The organism is Spirochaetota bacterium, from assembly GCA_040756435.1.
Taxonomy (GTDB): Bacteria; Spirochaetota; UBA4802; order UBA4802; family UB4802; genus UBA4802.
This window is the reverse complement of sequence record JBFLZD010000064.1, coordinates 1-18,859: the sequence shown is the minus strand read 5'-3', so window position 1 is coordinate 18,859 and position 18,859 is coordinate 1. Positions and strand designations below refer to the sequence as shown.

Genomic DNA, 18,859 nt, shown 5'->3' with positions numbered 1-18,859 from the left:
TGAATTTATTGAGTTGTACAATAACGAGTGGATGCTTGAAAGACTTGGCTATGTTTCGCCTAACGACGCTTTGGAGAATTATTATATATTAAGCAAAATAAGTGCTTGATAAATCGGGGCCAGAACATACCTCTAATAAACGTAATCAAAAATTTATCAGTCAAATCATCGATTTCAGATTCATTCAAATGAGGGACCGATAAAATTGCCTGGTAAGCTATCATCAATATGCCACCAATTAAAATACTTGTGGTTACCTGTAAATCAATACCATCAACTAAAATACCTAAATGTTTTGCAAGCCGCAAATCATGTAATATGTGTTTCCTTAAATTTTTCTCAAATTCGCCTATTAGCTTTTGTATATGTGGATTAAAACCAAACCCTGTTTTCAATAAAATTGATGTCAGTTGCCTATCCTCATTTAAAAATACTATTGTACGTTTAATCCTATAACGAAAATATGACACTGGATCCAATGTCTTAATATCCTGATGGCTAATACTGACCGTTCGTTTCCATTCTTCTAAAGATCTAATTAAAAGTGATAAAAATAAATCTTCTTTGTTACGAAAGTATTCATAAATAGTGCCTTTACCTATATGTGCAACCTTAATCACATCTTCTACATATGCTTCATAATATCCTTTTTCGGCAAATACCTGTTTTGCGCAATCAAGGATATGTTGCCTGCGCAATTCTGCTTTCATCCACAACCCCAAGAAATATGTATTTATATTATTTTTACATTTACATTATGATTAAAAATCATATCTATTTGGTCAATAACTTTTTATGTAAGAAGTGAGGTTACATTGCACGTTTAAGTTTGATGCGCACCTTTTTGGTTTTTTACAGCAATGAGAAGTAATATTACAGCTATGCAGCTTCACCCATACTGTGGTGAAGCATATATCTCCTCTTTTTATTATTTTTAGCCAATCTTTTCAAGAGCATTTTTTAAATCATCCAGAGTAAATGGCTTCTGTAAAAATATGGATGGTTTTATCCCATTTATAAATTCTTTATATGCATCATCTGAATATCCTGAAATAAAAATGACTTTTATGTGCGGGATGAAGGGTTTTAATTTATTATACAGTTCAATACCATTCATCTGTGGCATCACAATATCGGCAATAAGTACATTGACAGTATCTTTATAGTTATCTACCATACTAAGTGCGGTAATTGGGTCATTATATGAAATGACCTCCTGATCCAGTAAAGAAAGCATCTTCTTTAACATATCTAAGATTGTATTATCATCTTCAACTACCAGAATTCTATTTTTGGGCAAAACAATTTTTGTATCTTTTATTTCCTCTTTTAATTGTATAGCAGGAACCTCTTCCACATATTTTGGGAAAAAGATATTTACCACTGTTCCCTTGCCCACCTCACTATATACATTAACATACCCATTAAACTGTTTCACTATGCCGTACACCGTTGAAAGGCCAAGTCCGGTTCCCTTCCCCACCTCCTTTGTGGTAAAAAACGGCTCAAAAATTCTATCCATTGTTTCCTTATCCATTCCGCATCCATCATCAACAAATTGTATCATCACAAAATTCCCTGGTGTACAGCCGGGATGTGTTGCGCAAAATTCTTCATCTAAATATTTATTCTTAGTTACTATCGTAATAGTACCAATATCTTTTATAGCATCACGTGAATTTGAAGCCAAATTGGTAAGTATTTGAACAAATGTTGCAGTATCAATCCATATATCGTGAACATCATCAGATAATTCCAACTTTAATTGAATATTTTCCCCTATCATTGCGGCTATCATCTTTTCATTACTTTTTATGATATAATTTGGATTTACCCGTATTGGATTTACTTTTTGCTGGCGTGAAAATGTTAAAAGCTGTCGTACTATCTCAGCACTTCGTTTTGTTGCATTTGATATTTCTTCTAAATCTGAATATATGGGATTATCTTTTTCTATTTTGATTTTAATTAACTCTGCATACCCTGAAATAATGCTCAATATATTATTAAAATCATGAGCAATGCCGCCAACCAATCTACCAATAGCCTCTAATTTTTGTGCCTGTCTCAGCTGCCCTTCTAACTTTTCTTTTTGTGCTGCAGCTTCAAACTGCAATGACATATCTTCCACAATAGCAAGACCACCAATAACCGCATCACCAACAATAAGAGGTGAAAAAAGTGCTCTTACCGGTGTTACCTTATCAGCCGTAACCGACTTATACCAGTCTTTATATTCAGTTTGTTTTCCCTGAAGACATTGTTTCACCGCATCAACTACTTTAGTATCAGGAAGTTGTAACGTATTAAGCCCAATTAACGCAGCATATGAGGAACCAATTATTTTTACAAAATTACTATTGCATGCTGTGATAATCCCCTTTTCATCAAAGGCATAAATACCAACTGGCGCATTTTCAAAAATAAGCTGGAATAATTCTTCGCTCTTCTTTAATGCCTCCTGGGCCTTGCGCCTGGCTGATACATCATGTATAATAGAAAATAAATATTGCTTTCCTCCAATCATTACCGCACTGCTGTACACATCAACATCAACTATGCTGCCATCTTTTTTTCTATGTTTAAATTCAAAATAAACCCGTTTATACGCACGTGCCTCTTCCATCCGTGCTTTAATCTCTTCAGGTGGCAGGGTATTTATTTGCTGTATCTTCATTGTATGTAATTCTTTTCTGCTGTAGCCATAAAACTGCACTGCTGCTTCATTGGCATCAACAATATTCCCTGTATCCGGATCAATGATAAGCATCACTGCTTTACTGTTTGCAAAAATTGTTCTGTAACGCTCTTCACTCTCTTTAAGCTGGTTTGCTAACTTTTTACGTTGTGTAATATCGGTTATTGAACCAAATATTCCCGTTATTTTCCCCTCATCCAAACGAACAGCCCTGAGATTAATATCAATCCATTTTATTGCTGAAAATTTATCTACAATACGGCATTCAACCGATGCATAATTATGCACCGCTATATCATTGAGAAGCATTTCAAAGTTCTTTATATCTTCGGAATAGACTATCCTTTTAAACCAATTATCACGCATAACCTCTTCAGGTGTAAACCCCACAATTACTTCTACGTTGGGGCTAATCCAGGTTATAGTATAATCGTCGGGATTCATACTGAAGACAACCGATGGGGTAATACTCAACACATCCTGTAAAAAATCTGCACTGGCCTGTAATTTCTGCAATGCCAGCGCCCTGCTTTCTATAACATTAAATACAAGTGCTATGGCAACCAATCCAGTTGAAAGCACCATTACATACTGAATGCCCATTGTTGTTATTACTGTTATCCCCTTTGGCCATGGCAAAAGCAACTGGCACAATAATACAAGAACATGAGTAGTAATTGCAAAAGCTATAATAATGTACAGGGGGATTGTGGTTGGTGAATTGTTATATACCCTCCGTAACACCAAACCTGCTACTGCAGACACTATCACACTGGCAACACCTGCATACATCCCCGCGCCACCAAGATATATACGATATATGCCTGCAATAAGTGATGCGATAAGTGAAGCTATTCCTCCACCATAGAGGCTTGATAATGCAATAACAACCGAACGCCCATCATAAATTATGCCTTCTTCAAATGTTAGTGGCGTTGCCATAGCTGCAATTGCACATAAACCAAATAATAAACCGGATAAGATTCTATAAGTGGCGGGGTAATGTTTCCTCATTGTAACGATTGGCCCCCATAGTACACTTAAGGCAACAAGCCATGTGATATTGTGAAGCAGTGTGAGTAGCATATAGTTTTATCCTGTTATTTGGTAGTATATAAGGATTTGTTGTAAAAGGCAAGAATAAAATATTTATAATACTTTCATGGCAGTTAAGTTAATCCATTTTTATATATAACGATATTTTGCATTGAATAAAATTAAAGTTAACTGTATTATCTGAATTTTATTAACTGTATGTCATTATTCACATATATGAGACAATATACATACGCTTATTGAATATAATTATACTTATTATCTACACAACCATAATTACAACCATATAAAACAATTGACAAATGAATTTTTCATATATGATATGTATATACAAAAACACAATTCTTATGAACTTTGGGAGGATATAATGTATTTTGAAACAACTACCTGTATTTCGCTTATTCACCTTGCCGTATTACAAGAGTATTCACAAAAACTTTCTATTCCATTACGTTCGCTGCTTGTGTACATGGTGATGTATGCAGCTAAAAAGGAAAAAAGGAAATTCATTGCATTCAAACGGATAGCATACAGAAAACGAAACATTGATAATCCATGGAAAAGGGTCCATCTGGTGCTGTATCAGTCCGAATATGAGTTTTTATTGGATGTGAAAAAGTTGTGGAAGATGTCCCTTGCACATGTAATTGAGTTTTGTACTGAAAATGTGTTGGATGAATTTTTTCTGTATTTTCAAAAGCGTTTAAAAGAAATTAATACCGATAACTATCCAAATAATTTGCTCAGTTATTACGAAAATAGGTCATATACATTTGATTTTTACAGAGAAAAAGGCATACATTGCCTGAAATTCTACTGGGGACCACCACCAAAGCTATTAAAAAGCATATAAATATAAAAAATACCCAAACCTTAAAATAAATCCCTAATGATTACTTCACTGTAATCCAATGCAAATATTGTATAAAAACAAAAAAGCTTCCAGAAAGATATTCCGGAAGCCTCATTGTGAATATAAATTATAGGATTATTTTCCCTTATAACCCCAAACTTCCTCTTGGAACAGTTTTTTCTACAATACCAAATGGATCTGTAAACTCCTGCTCTCGTTTAAACATCAGCTTTTGCTCACCACGGTTGTTAAGATATTTTGCAAGTTCTAAGTTTATACCCTGTCCAACATCAATGCCTTTTTTAATCAGTAACTGTCGCAACAAACCTTCAGCTTTAGTAGAAAAACCAATGGAATCACCCAATATTCTTCCCGCCTCTTCTGGATTATGAAAACCAATTGAATTTTCTGCCCCCATATAAATCAAACGATACAACGCTTCCAGGTAAAAATCTTTAGCCTGCGCATATAATGGATCAGAAGCAAGCGTATCTTTAAATTGATTGTGCACACGCTCAAAAAGCTTTGCTACTACTGCTTCATGGTAGCCAGCTTTCAACAACAGCGATATGGTCCTATCCTGAATTTCTTTTACCTGTTTTACCAATCGGTCCTTAGATTGCGGATGACATTTTAAGCAGGCAAAAAGGTCGTCCTTCAGCGGGCTCATCACGTTGTGATCCGAAATCTTAAAGCTACCAACGCGTTTATATGGCATATGACAATCCGCGCAGGCAAGTCCTGCATTAAAGTGAACACTCTGCCGTGTAAAAAATTCAAATTCAGGGTGCCGTAAAAATCCAACCTTAAAACCAGTTACCTCCTGTTTCCACTCGGCCCAGTTGGCATTCTTTTTTATAAGTTTAATGATATTTTCAATAGAAATGTTTCCCCAGCTACTTCCCTCATACGGATGCTGTAGCCCAATTGATTGCATTTGGTCATTCTTCGGTATATTGTAGGTAACATGGCACTGTGCACACACCAACGTTCGCATTTCTTGCCTGGTAAATTCTTTTTTTCCTAATTTTGCAAGTCCTTCTTTAAATGCATTTCTATTAATCTTTAATCCCATAGTTTTGTTATCATGGCAATCAATGCAGGTTGCACCCAAGTCTTTATGTTTTGGTGGAATTTTGGCGATAGCATCCTGCCACTTCATGCTGTAAAAAGAATTTCCATACTGAGCAACTAATGCATCCATATACGGCGTCTTGCAGTTTAAACAAATACCACCAGCTTTTGTCCGCGACTGATCAATCTCATCCTGATCAATACGCATATACCAGTGCCCACGCGGTTCATTATATGCAATGCCAAACCCCCACCCTTTAAAAAGCAATGCCATAAATGGATATTCTGATAATTTATCATATATAACCTTATCTGTATCCCAGCCCTTTTTATAAAAGCTTTTACCTGCTGGCCGTGGTTCTTGTGTTTTTTTCCATGACTCATATTCAAACGGATACACCTTGCCCCACTCTACAGGGTCATATTCATTGTCGGGAATAGTTCCAACAAGTACAAGTTTTGGCTCTGAGGGTCCAAGCGCTCCAATGAGGTATATAAAAAATGACAGTGCCACAATAGCACCAATTGCAATAATAATATGTTTACGTTCAATTTTTTGAATAAGATTGTTTAAAAATTCCATTGGTAACCTCCAGTAAAAAATTTAATGAATGATATTGTGATAAAAATACCTGTGGCAATCCCAGCACTGCATTGCACTGCCATCAATACGGCTCACCATCTCACTGTGGCATCGTATACAGTTAGCCTGTATTGTTTTACGCGCATGCGCTGAAGAATGAATCACTTCACCATATAACCTAGTATAAAAAAGAACTACATCCTTCATGCCATCAAGCCCCTTCCATAAAAGATAATTAACACTGTTGTTATGCGGCAGGTGACAATCCACACAGGCAATCTGAGTATGCTTGCCAATATAAAACCAATCTTCATACTGAGGAATCATTACATGGCAACTGCCGCAATACTGAGGTGTGGATGTTTTCTGCAAAAAGAATGCAGTGGCATAGACACCAAACGCCAATAGTAAAATAAATATTACAAGTACTGTATATACTTTATATTTCATGGCTCACCTCTAAAAAAATAAATAATGATTTTTTATTTCTATAGTACATGTGGAACAGCAAATACCTCCAAAAACATTTTACTTTATGTGCGATAGTTCACGGTAAAAAGCTTCAAGCAGTGAATCCATGATTGCATGAGTATGATTGCAGTAACGAATACCTGCTATAATATCGTCTTTACTCTGGATATGGCCATTTTCCGTAAGCTCATCACTGCAATTTTCTAAAAGATCATACACACCCTGTGCAGTAATCTCTAAATGAAACTGCAAGCCTATTATTCTATTATCAATGGCAAACGCCTGATTGGCACATACACCAGTAGAAGCAATATGAGTAGCTCCTGCAGGTATATCAAATGTTTCACCATGCCAGTGAAATGCCATAAAAGTATCTGGTAAAATTTGTGAAACAGTATTTTTTGATATAACCCTTTTAACCTCATACCAACCAATTTCTTTTGTATGATTTTTATATACTCGTGCTCCCAGTACGTCGGCAATAATTTGAGCACCAAGACAAATTCCTAAAACAGGTTTCTTTTTGTTTATTACTTTTTCTATAAAGCGCTTCTCCGTAACAAGCCATGGGTATTTTCGTTCATCGTGAACGCTCATAGGACCACCCATAATAACAAGCATCTCAACCAAATCAGCAACAGGAAAATCTTGGTTTGTATATGCAGTAACTATCGCCACATCTTTTTTTTGTACAATTGCCCAATCCAGTATATACCCTGGTGTTTCAAATGGCACATGTTGAATACATACTATCATAACTATCCCTTTATCATAACAAGAAGCATCTTTGCATTTTTCACTGCAACAAGAGCATGGGGTACGTTAGCGGGCATAATGATAGCCTCCCCTGCTTTTACCGTATTTTCTTTTCCACCAATAGTAATAATAAATTCCCCATCTATTACCATGACAAAAGCATTAAACGGTGCAGTATGCTCACTCAACGCTTGCCCTTTATCAAATGCAAACAGTGTCAGACTACCACCATTATTTTGAAGTACGGTTTTGCTCACAATTGCATTGCTTTGATAGTCAATAGCATCAACAAAATTTTGCGGATTTGAAAATAGATTACTCATATTGTTACTCCAGTACAATGTTATCCCTTACAACTTCTTCCTCGTTGTAAACATAAATCACCGTGAGGATCATCACAACATCGCGGTAAAATGAGCCGCACACTTTTTTCAAAAAAGATATAGCTCCAGACCCAGTTAATCATGACAAAAATTTTATTTTTAAAACCAATCAAATACAGTATATGAATAAAAATCCATATTATCCATGCAATATATCCCTTCAGATGCAAACCTGCAATCTGAGCAATTGCTTTATTACGTCCTATGGCAACCATACCACCTTTATCCCTATACCGGAAAGGTTTGGGCGTTTTCCCTTTAAGCTTTTGTATTAAGTGTTTGCCCACATATCTTCCCTGCTGCATCGCAACTGGTGCTATCATGGGAAGTGGCTTGCCATCCTGTGTAAAGCAAGCTAAATCGCCAATGATAAACACATCATTATATCCGGGCACCCTGCAATATTCATCCACTATGACTCTTCCATTGGGCATTGTTTTAGCATTCAAATCATTTGCTACAAGCTCGCCTTTAACACCTGCTGTCCACACTACTGTTTCAGTGGGTACAATATTGCCATTGTTCAAATGGACTCCTGTAGCATCAATCTTTGTTACTGCTGTATTCAGTATAACCCTTACCCCTTTTTTCTCTAGCTGCTTGCAAGTATATTCACAGAGCTTTTGGGGATACATCCCAATTAGCCTATCACTAGCCTCAATAAGATACACAGTTAAAGCCTCATGTTGCAATTCAGGAAAATCTTTTGTTAGCGGCCCGGCAATCAACTCTGCCAGTGCACCAGCAAATTCAACCCCTGTTGGTCCACCACCAACAATGGCCACAGTAAGCAGGCGCTTTCGCTGTTTTTCGTCAGCCACAAACGAAGCCCGTTCAAAACAGGTAAGGATATGGTTGCGCAAAACCATTGCATCATCCAAGGTTTTAAGGGGGAATGCAAATTGTACGGTACCTGGAATATTGAAATAATGATTTTCACTGCCTGCTGATATAACTAGATAATCAAACGGTATCTCCTGACCCAGGCACACAACAGTCTTTGAAGCATACTGAATCTTACTTACAGCACCACGAATGAACTTTATATTATTGTGTTTTCTAACAATATTACGCACAGGTGACGCAATCTGCTCGGGAGAAACTTCAGCAGCAGATACCTGATATAACAGCGGCAAGAATGTGTGATAGTTATTTTTATCAATAACTATCACCTCATAGTTTGTATTAGCCAACGTTTTTGCCACCCACAAACCGCCAAAACCAGCACCAATGACAACCACACGCAATTGTTTGTTGTGTACCAACTCAGTACCTCCAAAAAAGTTTAATCCAGCAATCGCTTCTGCCCGGTTATCTTCTGAATATCGGTAATATCCTGCGTAACCTCCAGGCATCCCATATATTCACCATTCTGGCGCACCGCATAGTAGGTAATATAAATCAAACGACCATTTAATGTAATCCAGAACTCAGCCTTATTGCGCTTCCCCTGTTTCATTTCGTTAAGCAAACGGTTAACCACGTGGATGCTTTTATCCGGATGACAGTTTTGCACAGTTCTCCCAATAACAGCTTTAGAGCGTACAAAGATGCGGTCGGGTGCATTATTAAAGTAACGCACCACATCATCTTTGTCAATAAATGTAAAATCTACTGGCATGGTATCAAGCATAGCCTGAAGCTGCTCTATCGTCAGGTTCCCCGTTTCAAATTCTACAGTACCACCTGCCAATCGTGTGCTTGCTGCCTCGCCTTTTTCTGTGTCAGTTACCGGACTATATGACATATACCCAATGCCATCAAATTCCTGTTTTACAAGCTTCCAGTCATCTTCATTAAAAAACTTGTATGACGTTGGAAACAATATATTGTTCTCTTTATAAAAATGGTCGGCCAGTGTCTCACTAAGCCGTATAGCCTGTGTTTGTAATGTGTGCGATAGTTCCTTTGTAATGCCACCTGCCAGCGTATCTACTATCTCATATAAACTCTTTTCAATTGCCCGTATATTGTCGTGCTCCATCCACATAATCTTTGGTGGCTGAGTCACACCGTATTTTTCCAGTACCGGGAAAAGAACATTTTCCTCACGAAGATAGTGCACTGCTGATTCCTTAAAAAATTCAATTAACTGCTGAACCCGTGCAAATGTAGCAGTATCGGGTATATCAAAAAGTTTGGTTGCACTTTGTACTAATTGCTGTGCAAATTCAAGAAGTCTGCTATGTTCAGTATACAGAATATACAAAGGATGGCCTTCAGGAACATCAACTTTTCCTGCATCAATAGACTCTCTGAAAAGGTCTATATGCAACTGACATAGCCTGTGCACCTCTTCCTGAGGCATGCCTTCATTAATAAGCTCTTCTTCAAGCATACTGATTTGATGAGGCATCACATTGCCAAACTCCTTTTTAAAGATGGCTTTCATCTCATTGACATCCGCTCCCTCATGAAGCTTTTTAATCATAGTTTTAAGCTGTTCCTTCTTTTTACTCATATCACTTAAAAACTCACTCATTTAATCCTCCGTTATAATTTTAAATGCATTAATGAAGTACTTTTTGCCAAAAGATTTACACTTTTTCAAACTTTCTTCATCAGGATTCCACAAACACCGAAACCCCTCATGTACTATCTCAAAACCTTAATTCCCAATCAATTTTTCCAATCCAGTACACATTATTTTTGATTTTAACATTCATCAATGTAATTCCTCAATATATTTCTTACCAAATTTATGCAGCAACTCATGAAGCTGTTCATGTGTTCCTTTACCCATGACAACTTCTTCATGTTTTTCAAAGGCTTTTAAAAGGTTTTTCTGAATATCATTGGGGATTTTCCTATCACCAAGAGGAAACAAAATAGTGTTTTCCTTTACAATATGATTTCGCAAAAGATTGATGTATTGTAATGCATTTTCAACAAAAAAATCAAGGTTTTTATGTAATCCTTCTTCCATCAATTTGATATAATTTCTACCTTCATCATGCTCATATAACATCTGCCCAATAGGACCATTTTCTTTTGGTATACCAGCTTTTTCCATCTCAGGGAAAAGTAATCCTTCTTCTTTCCCATGATGACACTTATCCGCAAACAGTTTAAAGAAATTAATTATCTCACTTATCTCATCAAAATTAATATTTTTAGTACGGGAATACATCTCAATCATTTTTTCTAGAATTTTCAATCCGTACAGTATGGCTTCATGTTCCTGTATTAAATCTTCACTTGCTAAGTTCATAGCCTTTACCTCCAATTAAAACTATTCTATTATGCGGAGGCATCGTTTAGCCTCCGCATAATAAATTAATTACTTCTTAATAAATGAACCCCATATACCCTTAATAAGGAACGCCACTAACAAAAAAGCACCCGCTGTGAAAATCAAATCAGGACCTATTCTCAGCCATGATGCAGTACGTATAAAATTGCTTGTCGCAATCTCAGGACTTCGTGCATACCATAGTCCTTTATCAACAGCATGATAAAACTGATAAAAGCCTGAAGGTATAAGGCTTATGACTGTCATTAACACCAATCCTCCATTCAAGCCCCAAAAGCTCCATTTAAGGAGACTATCGGACCAGGAATCTTTTTTAAAAATATGTCTGACCGAAAACAACATGAGTGCAATTGCCAATAGACCATACACTCCAAACAGAGCAGTATGAGCATGAATTGGTGTTGTGTTTATACCCTGTATATAATACAATACAATTGGAGGATTAATCAAAAAACCAAACACACCAGCCCCAACCAGATTCCAGAATGCAACTGAAATAAAGAAATACAATGGCCATCTGTACTCATATCCTGGTCCAGCCTTTTCTAAAGTCTTCATATTCATAGCAGCTTCAAATCCAAGTAAAACCAGTGGCACAACTTCCAGAGCTGAAAATACCCCACCCAGTGCCATAATGGGTATAGGTGTACCTGTCCAGTAAAGGTGATGAAAAGTACCTATAACCCCACTACCAAGATACAGGAAAATGCTTAAATATACTGTGATATGTGCAAAACGCTGGCTTACTGCTCCAATTCGTGAAAGTACAAATGCCAATGTAACTGTTGCAAAGATTTCAAAAAATCCTTCTACCCATAAATGTACTACCCACCAGCGCCAGTACTCTGCATCAGAAAGATGTGATCCTTTACCATACATTAGCCCTGCCATATAAAAAAGCGGGATGCTTATTGCACTGTATAGTAAAAGATGTGTAAGCCCGCCTTTGTCTTTTTCACTTTTTAAAGCAGGAGCGATAGCTCTTAATACAAGAACCAGCCATATAATCATCCCAACAATAAGAAGAAGCTGCCACACTCTTCCAAGTTCAATATATTCATAACCCTGATGGCCAAAAAGAAAACCTTCACCACCAAAGAATCCTTTTATTGAAAGCCAGGTGCCCCCAAGTGTGCCCAACACCACCACAACAACTGCTGCAAACAGTGCTATAACCAGCTTTCCCTGATGTTTTGGCTCTTTACCAACATAAGGTCCTACAAAAAGTCCCGTAGCCAGAAAGCATGTAGCTATCCAAAAAATAGCCAGCTGAATATGCCAAGTTCGAACCAGTGCATACGGAAGTATTGAGGCAATATTCAATCCAAAGAATTTAGTACCTTCAACAGTGAAATGTCCTGTTAACGAACCCGTTGCAATCTGTAAAATAAAAAGCAACATTGCCACAAAAAAGTAAATAACCGTTGCTTTTTGACTTGAAGATGGCTCTGGTTCTTCTAACTTTGCCAGTGAAGCCGTATAGTCTTCTTCTTTCATATAACGATTATAGAAGAATAGCACCATTCCCAATGCTAAAATCAAGAGCACAACACTTACAATGGACCATACAATCGCATCAGCTACCGGAGTATTTCCAACCAGCGGATCATATGGCCAGTTTGTGGTATAGGTTACAGCCTGCTCCGGGCGGTTTGTACCAGCAGCCCATGCAAGCCATGCAAAGAAACTGGTAATGATATGTCCTTCATTTTCACGGGTAACTATACCAGGCTGTAAACCCATGCGGTCATTCCCCTGTGTAAAAAGATCTGTATAATATTTCTTTAAATGATTAAACGCCTCAGCCTGATGGGTGGTAAAGGTAAGCACCTTTTGTACAGCATCATATCTGTTTTCTTTCATTTCTTTTGTAACCAGAGCCGTTAATTCAGCTTTTTTTACCACATCAAGTTTATCAAAATTTTCTTGCGAAAACGCTGATGATTCATCAGCATTTAAACCTGCAAATCTTGCTGCCACGTAAAGGCCTGCACGATGCAAATAATCAGCCGACCAGTCAGGTGCAAGGTATGATCCATGACCCCAGATGGTACCTATATGGTGCCCTCCCCGACTGAAATAATAATTTTGTCCTTTGATGATATCATCACCGGTAAATAATACAACACCATCAGGACTCACCACCTTTTCTGGAATTGGAGGTTTTTCTTTTTTAATCATGTAACCTCCAAAAATTAACACCCCAAAACACAGTATCAGCAAAAAAAACAATACTGCACGCCACTGTGGTTTTAACATTGTAACCTCCTTGACTTATTTTGTTTACTGTAAAAAAATAAAAATTAATTCCTTCTTTAAAAAATATTACATCCCCACGTTAAAAAACAAGGTTATGTGCACCCGCAAAATATTACAAAAATTTCTTAATATATGAAATGCTTCCCTTCAAAATCATCCGCATCCCGGAATAGCGCATGACCTGGCGTATTTTTGATCGGTTTGGTTCAGCATAGCAATGGGTAGTGCAATCTTTGCAGGCAGGCTTTGGATCGTATGGGCATATAATACGCTTACTTGCAGCATAAAGCAATAATTTTTTACAATCATCACATAATTCCACATTAAGCCCGTCTATATACTGAGCAATTTTTCCATTGCCCTTTACTTTTGACTTCCTGGTATTATGTTTACCATTACAATATATCTGAATAAATTTTCCCAATACGCCAATATCATGTGCAATTGCCTTGTGGTTTGTAGTCATTGGGTACTCCCGTTAATAAAAGCTATTTTCACCATGTAAAAATTACACTGCTCTTTTATCTGCAAAATTGCAGCATCCAACATTAATACCATCATACTCAAAAACACGCCCTGTTAATGTGCACTGAAATGTGTGCGGGTTTACCTGTTTGCAATATTCACAGTTTACACATAACGCCACGTAATCAATGATGCCATTATTCTGCATTGCTGTAATCAGTTGTGTTAATACTGTGAATGCACCTTTTTTATCATTGGATGACATATTTCCTAAAAACCGTATAATATCCTTTTTTGATTGTTCTATCACAGTTAAAAGATTTTCTGCTTTTTTTGATAATGTGAGATAGTAACTGCGGCTATCCTGTCTGTCTGCATTTTTGCGTATCATACCCTTTTGGTGCAACGTTTTCAGTGCAACACTTGCAGTAGCTTTACTGATGTATAGATTCTTCACAATGTCAGATGGAGTAATATTTCTCGTTACCGAGCACCCATTAATGTATTGTAATATCTGAATCTGCAATGGCGTAAGATTATAGTTTTCAGATATCTTCCACAGCATTGAACGCCTGATATCAGCAAATTTATCAAGTATAGCCATAAGGTTTTCATCAAGGTTTTGTGTCATCATATGTGCCCCTTCATATAGTTAGTAGTACTAACTATAATATGCATATAAAAATTGTCAAATTTTTTTCTAATTTTTTTAAAAGTTAATTAATTATTATTCCCAGGCTAAAAATGCTCTCATATCTATAGCGCTATGAGCAGGGATGACAATACACTACGTTACTTTGAAAAGTAGTTATAGGAATTTTTACTTACAATTTTTATTTATCTTCTTCTTTATGTTTTTCAAGAATTTCCTGAGCCAGCATTTTCAATTTGGGAGATACTTTCAGGGGAGGTAGTTTGACCTTAAATGGGCTATCTTTAACTTTATCATTACCTAACCACTTGCCAAGAGCAAATATCATTCGTTCCATTATTTCATCTATTTTTTTCTGACTTCCACTCATCCTATAAAATTTCAATGCAATAAGCGGAAGCTTTTTATCGTAGTAGTAGTAATCGCCTATGCGCTGCAGCCCATCCTTATACCCCGTTTTAACAAAGATCTCAATAGCTTCCTTGATTTTGCCCTGGTTAAAAAATTCATTGCCTTTTCGTATTAAGGCTATTCGTTCTTTACTATCCATCAATCACCCTTTTCACAGTAACTATCGCCCATAACTATCATTACAAATTTATGTGCATAACAATTTTGTATAACCCAATTACTTTTTATTGACATATAATTTACATAGCGATAGATTTGATAATTAGTATTCTTTACTATTATCGTACAGGATGCAAGTATTATTTATGTAGTTTCTTTAACAGTTAACGTAAACTGTTATCTTGGCGATAGTTACCATACAATACCATTACACTGAAGAGATGAGCCCATGGCGCACATAGTGATAGACACCAACCGTTGCAAAGGATGTTATTTTTGTGTTACGTACTGCCCCAAGCAGATAATCACCATTTCAAAACAATATAATATAATTGGTTATTTCCCTGCTGAATTATCACCTGATAAAAAAGACCTGTGCACCGGTTGCAAGACCTGTGCACTTATGTGCCCTGATACTGCCATTGAGGTGTACAAATGAGAGTGTTAACAAAAGGAAATATTGCTCTTGCTGAAGGCGCAATACAGGCAGGATGTAAGTTTTATTTTGGCTATCCCATAACACCGCAAAACGATATCCCTGAATACCTGGCTAAACATCTGCCCCGTGTTGGCGGAACATTTATTCCCGCTGAAAGCGAAATTGCTTCAATCAACATGATACTTGGTGCATCCGCTGCGGGTGCCAGAGCAATGACATCATCTTCCGGACCTGGCATTTCGCTGATGCAGGAAGGATTTTCCTATTTAGCGGGGTCAGAGCTTCCCGCAGTTATTGTGAATATCATGCGTATTGGACCCGGGCTTGGCGGCATTGCACCCACACAGGGCGATTATAACCAGGCTGTGCATGGTGGCGGTCATGGCGATTATCGTAATATAGTGCTGGCACCTGCGTCATGCCAGGAGATGTTTGACTTAACCATAAAAGCATTTGAACTTGCCGACAAATATCGAAATCCTGCAATGATACTGGCTGATGCTATGGTTGGGCAGTTTCAGGAACCATGTCGATTAACACCTAAAGATCCGGTAATAATACCACAAAAACCCTGGGCACTGACCGGAGCAAAGGGTCGGCCAGCACAGCTCATCAAATCATTGTTCCTTGGCCCTGGTGAAATGGAAATTCACAACCTGGATTTAAAGAAAAAATATGACACAATGGAACAAAACGAAGTTATGTATGAAACCCGCCATCTAGATGATGCTGATATCATGATCATTGCATTTGGCACTCCTTCACGGATTGCAAAAACTGCTATACAATTTTTACGCCAGGAAGGGGTCAGAGCCGGATTGCTTCGTCCAATTACATTATTCCCATTTCCATCAAAAGCAATACATGAATATTCCAGGCGCATCCATAAAGTGCTGGTTGTTGAAATGAACACCGGCCAGATGCTGCGTGATGTTCAGTTAGCTTGCCACAATGGCACCAAAGTATATTTTTACGGCAGACCAGGTGGTGGTATTCCCTATCCTGACGATATTATGGCACAGGTTAAAAAAATACTCTAGTGAGGCTACCATGCAGGCAGTATTTACTCGACCCAAAACTTTAAAAGACACCCCAACACACTTTTGCCCGGGTTGTACTCATGGCATAGCTCACCGCATTGTTGCTGAGGTCATTGATGAGTTAAGTATACGTGAAAAAACTATTGGCATTCCGGGTGTTGGCTGTTGTGTATTTTTGTATAAATATTTAGATATAGATGTACTGGAAGCACCGCATGGAAGAGCACCGGCATGCGCCACTGGCATGAAGCGGGTACTGCCTGATCGTATCATCTTTGCATACCAGGGTGATGGCGATATGGCTTCGATAGGGACCGCCGAAGTTATTCACGCAGCAAACCGCGGAGAGAATATTACTGTAATTTATATTAATAATTCAGTGTACGGCATGACTGGTGGCCAGATGGCACCAACAACATTATTGGGTCAGCAAACTACAACCACTCCCTATGGACGCAATTTCCGTACTGAAGGCTATCCCATACGTATGGCCGAGATGCTTGCAACGTTAGAAGGTGTTGCATATTCAGCCCGTGTTGCACTGCACAAGCCAAAATATGTTATGCAGGCAAAAAAAGCAGTGGAAAAAGCATTTACCATGCAGATAAATGAAATGGGATTTTCCGTTGTTGAGATGCTTTCAACCTGCAACACTAACTGGCGCGTTTCGCCAACAGAGGCAATTGACAAACTTGAAAATGAAATGATACCTTATTTCCCACTGGGTGTATTTAAAGAACGTACCGGTAAGGATTTTTTGTAAACCGATAGTTACTGTTGAAGGAGTCATTCAATGTATTACGACATGATTATGGCAGGTTTTGGTGGGCAGGGTATTCAGATTATAAGCCAGCTTGTTGCTGTTGCTGCCATCAATAAAGGCTATGAGGTGACATACCTCCCATCGTATGGTGTTGAAAAACGTGGTGGGCGCACCAACGTTTTTTTGGTTATTTCCGATGAAGAGATAGGATCACCCATTACCAATCATCCGTATGCACTTCTTGTTATGGATCAGATTGCCTATGATACCTATATTCATATATTGAGGCCAGATGGTTTACTTGTTGCAAACGAAAGCCTCATTAACACATCCACAAATCGGCGCAATGATATTGTATCGTGTTGTTTGTTCTGCAATGAAGAAGCTGTTAAATTGGGCAATGCAAAGTTAGCTAACATGATAGCATTGGGTGCATTATTAAAAAACAGTAATGTACTTACGGTTGATGACATAGAAAAAGTAATTGATCAGGTAATCCCTGAACGCTTATCACATACAATTCCTGCCAACATGCAGGCAATACGCCATGGATATGGGTTAGCGTAACAATAAACTGACAATTCAATTTCTTTTATTTAAATAAATTCATGAAATCATTGAATGAAATGATATGTATATCATGATATTTTTTTATCTCCAATAATTCCTTATCACCACTAATAATATATTTTGCTTTTGCAGACAAAGCACAACTTATAAATTTATTATCATCTTTATCTATACATATAGAAATATCAGGATGATTATCTTCAATGACATCAAAAAAAGGGATTATTTCTTCGTTAATAATATAATCTCTTTCCTGCTGTGTAAGTTTAAACTTAGGATACTCTAAAACAGCAAGTATTTCATCAAAAATTTCTTTTGTTATAACAGGTTTTATCGCTTCATTATGCCATAACGCCATTAACGTTGAAACTTCCCCTTTAAAAAGAATTGCAGATACTATTATATTTGTATCAAGAACTACCAAAATCCCATCGGCTATTTTCCCCTTTTTCTTGTCCACTTGATAGCATCCTTTATATCTTCATCATTAATACCTAACTTTTTTATTTTTTCTCTTATAGCATTAATGCTTGTTTGCGGTTTCATAACAACAGGAACCATTATTATTTTATTATTCTTCACTGTTATATCAAAATAATCAATGCCAGGGAATTCTTTTACTATTTTTGCTGGCAATGTTAACTGATTTTTTGAAGTCTTTTTTGCAAGCATTCCTTACCTCCTTAAAGTAAGGATATACTATCTCTCCATAATAATTTATCAACAAATTTTTTCAAATTAATGATTTATCAAAGCATTGTATTAATAATAAACTAAACTACATATATTGATGTAGACAGTTACTATTATATGTATGGTACACTATTTATTCCTGAACAATAAGTTATGTAAAGTATTACAGGAAAAAGATAATCTTTATGGAGAAAATATAGAGAGTAAATTACTGTAGAAAATTACTAATTATTCCTAAACGTAGAAATTTGAATAAAATATAAAAATAGTGTACACCCCCG

Annotated in this window: 20 protein-coding genes; 5 read left to right on the top strand and 15 right to left on the bottom strand. The window is 37.1% G+C overall.

All coding sequences use genetic code 11. The annotated features are described in order from the left end of the window. Positions 1-59 precede the first annotated feature (59 nt). Together AB1444_14245 and AB1444_14240 are read right to left on the bottom strand one after the other, a co-directional pair. On the bottom strand, positions 60-710 hold the full coding sequence (locus AB1444_14245; GenBank protein MEW6527814.1) for a TetR/AcrR family transcriptional regulator: 651 nt from the start codon (positions 708-710) through the stop codon (positions 60-62). Between the two features lie 224 nt (positions 711-934). Continuing rightward, on the bottom strand, positions 935-3,784 hold the full coding sequence (locus tag AB1444_14240) for a PAS domain S-box protein (GenBank protein ID MEW6527813.1): 2,850 nt from the start codon (positions 3,782-3,784) through the stop codon (positions 935-937). A 337-nt stretch (positions 3,785-4,121) separates the two neighbouring features. Here AB1444_14240 and AB1444_14235 point away from each other — a divergent pair, with 337 nt between their 5' ends. Continuing rightward, positions 4,122-4,607: a hypothetical protein gene (locus AB1444_14235; GenBank protein MEW6527812.1), complete on the top strand. Its 486-nt coding sequence runs from the start codon at positions 4,122-4,124 to the stop codon at positions 4,605-4,607. A gap of 145 nt (positions 4,608-4,752) precedes the next feature. Here AB1444_14235 and AB1444_14230 read toward each other — a convergent pair whose 3' ends face one another. The 11 genes from AB1444_14230 to AB1444_14180 all read right to left on the bottom strand — a co-directional run bounded on the left by AB1444_14230 (position 4,753) and on the right by AB1444_14180 (position 15,053). Continuing rightward, complete coding sequence (locus tag AB1444_14230) at positions 4,753-6,264, bottom strand: ammonia-forming cytochrome c nitrite reductase subunit c552 (protein ID MEW6527811.1); 1,512 nt, start codon at positions 6,262-6,264, stop codon at positions 4,753-4,755. 21 nt (positions 6,265-6,285) lie between these two features. Continuing rightward, positions 6,286-6,714: a NapC/NirT family cytochrome c gene (locus AB1444_14225; protein ID MEW6527810.1), complete on the bottom strand. Its 429-nt coding sequence runs from the start codon at positions 6,712-6,714 to the stop codon at positions 6,286-6,288. Between the two features lie 78 nt (positions 6,715-6,792). Continuing rightward, positions 6,793-7,491, bottom strand: coding sequence for a type 1 glutamine amidotransferase (locus AB1444_14220; GenBank protein MEW6527809.1), 699 nt, complete (start codon positions 7,489-7,491; stop codon positions 6,793-6,795). A 2-nt stretch (positions 7,492-7,493) separates the two neighbouring features. Next, positions 7,494-7,814, bottom strand: coding sequence for a cupin domain-containing protein (locus AB1444_14215; protein ID MEW6527808.1), 321 nt, complete (start codon positions 7,812-7,814; stop codon positions 7,494-7,496). 20 nt (positions 7,815-7,834) lie between these two features. Next, positions 7,835-9,229, bottom strand: coding sequence for an NAD(P)/FAD-dependent oxidoreductase (locus AB1444_14210; protein MEW6527807.1), 1,395 nt, complete (start codon positions 9,227-9,229; stop codon positions 7,835-7,837). Then, on the bottom strand, positions 9,160-10,356 hold the full coding sequence (locus AB1444_14205; protein ID MEW6527806.1) for a DUF438 domain-containing protein: 1,197 nt from the start codon (positions 10,354-10,356) through the stop codon (positions 9,160-9,162). Before AB1444_14205 ends, AB1444_14210 begins: the two co-directional genes overlap by 70 nt. Before the next feature lie 183 nt (positions 10,357-10,539). Further along, on the bottom strand, positions 10,540-11,085 hold the full coding sequence (locus AB1444_14200) for a hemerythrin domain-containing protein (protein MEW6527805.1): 546 nt from the start codon (positions 11,083-11,085) through the stop codon (positions 10,540-10,542). Positions 11,086-11,154: 69 nt separating this feature from the next. Further along, positions 11,155-13,386, bottom strand: a complete 2,232-nt coding sequence (locus AB1444_14195; GenBank protein MEW6527804.1) for a nitric-oxide reductase large subunit — start codon at positions 13,384-13,386, stop codon at positions 11,155-11,157. A gap of 112 nt (positions 13,387-13,498) precedes the next feature. Further along, on the bottom strand, positions 13,499-13,852 hold the full coding sequence (locus tag AB1444_14190; protein ID MEW6527803.1) for a nitrous oxide-stimulated promoter family protein: 354 nt from the start codon (positions 13,850-13,852) through the stop codon (positions 13,499-13,501). Positions 13,853-13,894: 42 nt separating this feature from the next. After that, entirely contained in the window at positions 13,895-14,485 is a 591-nt protein-coding gene (locus AB1444_14185; protein ID MEW6527802.1) for a MarR family transcriptional regulator, read from the bottom strand. Positions 14,486-14,684: 199 nt separating this feature from the next. After that, complete coding sequence (locus AB1444_14180) at positions 14,685-15,053, bottom strand: hypothetical protein (protein ID MEW6527801.1); 369 nt, start codon at positions 15,051-15,053, stop codon at positions 14,685-14,687. Between the two features lie 249 nt (positions 15,054-15,302). Here AB1444_14180 and AB1444_14175 point away from each other — a divergent pair, with 249 nt between their 5' ends. The 4 genes from AB1444_14175 to AB1444_14160 are packed head-to-tail and all read left to right on the top strand — an operon-like array spanning position 15,303 to position 17,882. After that, positions 15,303-15,512, top strand: coding sequence for a 4Fe-4S binding protein (locus tag AB1444_14175; GenBank protein MEW6527800.1), 210 nt, complete (start codon positions 15,303-15,305; stop codon positions 15,510-15,512). Continuing rightward, positions 15,509-16,552, top strand: coding sequence for a 3-methyl-2-oxobutanoate dehydrogenase subunit VorB (locus tag AB1444_14170; protein MEW6527799.1), 1,044 nt, complete (start codon positions 15,509-15,511; stop codon positions 16,550-16,552). Before AB1444_14175 ends, AB1444_14170 begins: the two co-directional genes overlap by 4 nt. A gap of 10 nt (positions 16,553-16,562) precedes the next feature. Continuing rightward, positions 16,563-17,315 carry a thiamine pyrophosphate-dependent enzyme gene (locus AB1444_14165; protein ID MEW6527798.1) on the top strand — a complete coding sequence of 251 codons (753 nt, stop codon included), beginning with the start codon at positions 16,563-16,565 and terminating at the stop codon, positions 17,313-17,315. Positions 17,316-17,345: 30 nt separating this feature from the next. Further along, positions 17,346-17,882: a 2-oxoacid:acceptor oxidoreductase family protein gene (locus tag AB1444_14160; GenBank protein ID MEW6527797.1), complete on the top strand. Its 537-nt coding sequence runs from the start codon at positions 17,346-17,348 to the stop codon at positions 17,880-17,882. Positions 17,883-17,907: 25 nt separating this feature from the next. Here the strand turns inward: AB1444_14160 and AB1444_14155 are convergent, their stop codons facing one another. Together AB1444_14155 and AB1444_14150 are read right to left on the bottom strand one after the other, a co-directional pair. Beyond that, positions 17,908-18,345, bottom strand: a complete 438-nt coding sequence (locus AB1444_14155; protein MEW6527796.1) for a putative toxin-antitoxin system toxin component, PIN family — start codon at positions 18,343-18,345, stop codon at positions 17,908-17,910. Further along, entirely contained in the window at positions 18,321-18,557 is a 237-nt protein-coding gene (locus AB1444_14150; protein ID MEW6527795.1) for an AbrB/MazE/SpoVT family DNA-binding domain-containing protein, read from the bottom strand. Before AB1444_14150 ends, AB1444_14155 begins: the two co-directional genes overlap by 25 nt. Between the last annotated feature and the right edge of the window lie 302 nt (positions 18,558-18,859).

What these genes read in the sequence shown, in the direction of transcription:
- AB1444_14175 (MEW6527800.1), top strand. Translation starts at nt 15,303, where the DNA reads ATGGCGCACATAGTGATAGACACCAACCGTTGCAAAGGATGTTATTTT.
- AB1444_14215 (MEW6527808.1), bottom strand. Translation starts at nt 7,814, where the DNA reads ATGAGTAATCTATTTTCAAATCCGCAAAATTTTGTTGATGCTATTGAC.
- AB1444_14230 (MEW6527811.1), bottom strand. Translation starts at nt 6,264, where the DNA reads ATGGAATTTTTAAACAATCTTATTCAAAAAATTGAACGTAAACATATT.
- AB1444_14195 (MEW6527804.1), bottom strand. Translation starts at nt 13,386, where the DNA reads ATGTTAAAACCACAGTGGCGTGCAGTATTGTTTTTTTTGCTGATACTG.
- AB1444_14235 (MEW6527812.1), top strand. Translation starts at nt 4,122, where the DNA reads ATGTATTTTGAAACAACTACCTGTATTTCGCTTATTCACCTTGCCGTA.
- AB1444_14200 (MEW6527805.1), bottom strand. Translation starts at nt 11,085, where the DNA reads ATGAACTTAGCAAGTGAAGATTTAATACAGGAACATGAAGCCATACTG.
- AB1444_14245 (MEW6527814.1), bottom strand. Translation starts at nt 710, where the DNA reads ATGAAAGCAGAATTGCGCAGGCAACATATCCTTGATTGCGCAAAACAG.
- AB1444_14160 (MEW6527797.1), top strand. Translation starts at nt 17,346, where the DNA reads ATGTATTACGACATGATTATGGCAGGTTTTGGTGGGCAGGGTATTCAG.
- AB1444_14220 (MEW6527809.1), bottom strand. Translation starts at nt 7,491, where the DNA reads ATGATAGTATGTATTCAACATGTGCCATTTGAAACACCAGGGTATATA.
- AB1444_14150 (MEW6527795.1), bottom strand. Translation starts at nt 18,557, where the DNA reads ATGCTTGCAAAAAAGACTTCAAAAAATCAGTTAACATTGCCAGCAAAA.
- AB1444_14240 (MEW6527813.1), bottom strand. Translation starts at nt 3,784, where the DNA reads ATGCTACTCACACTGCTTCACAATATCACATGGCTTGTTGCCTTAAGT.
- AB1444_14185 (MEW6527802.1), bottom strand. Translation starts at nt 14,485, where the DNA reads ATGATGACACAAAACCTTGATGAAAACCTTATGGCTATACTTGATAAA.
- AB1444_14180 (MEW6527801.1), bottom strand. Translation starts at nt 15,053, where the DNA reads ATGGATAGTAAAGAACGAATAGCCTTAATACGAAAAGGCAATGAATTT.
- AB1444_14225 (MEW6527810.1), bottom strand. Translation starts at nt 6,714, where the DNA reads ATGAAATATAAAGTATATACAGTACTTGTAATATTTATTTTACTATTG.
- AB1444_14170 (MEW6527799.1), top strand. Translation starts at nt 15,509, where the DNA reads ATGAGAGTGTTAACAAAAGGAAATATTGCTCTTGCTGAAGGCGCAATA.
- AB1444_14205 (MEW6527806.1), bottom strand. Translation starts at nt 10,356, where the DNA reads ATGAGTGAGTTTTTAAGTGATATGAGTAAAAAGAAGGAACAGCTTAAA.
- AB1444_14210 (MEW6527807.1), bottom strand. Translation starts at nt 9,229, where the DNA reads ATGCCTGGAGGTTACGCAGGATATTACCGATATTCAGAAGATAACCGG.
- AB1444_14165 (MEW6527798.1), top strand. Translation starts at nt 16,563, where the DNA reads ATGCAGGCAGTATTTACTCGACCCAAAACTTTAAAAGACACCCCAACA.
- AB1444_14190 (MEW6527803.1), bottom strand. Translation starts at nt 13,852, where the DNA reads ATGACTACAAACCACAAGGCAATTGCACATGATATTGGCGTATTGGGA.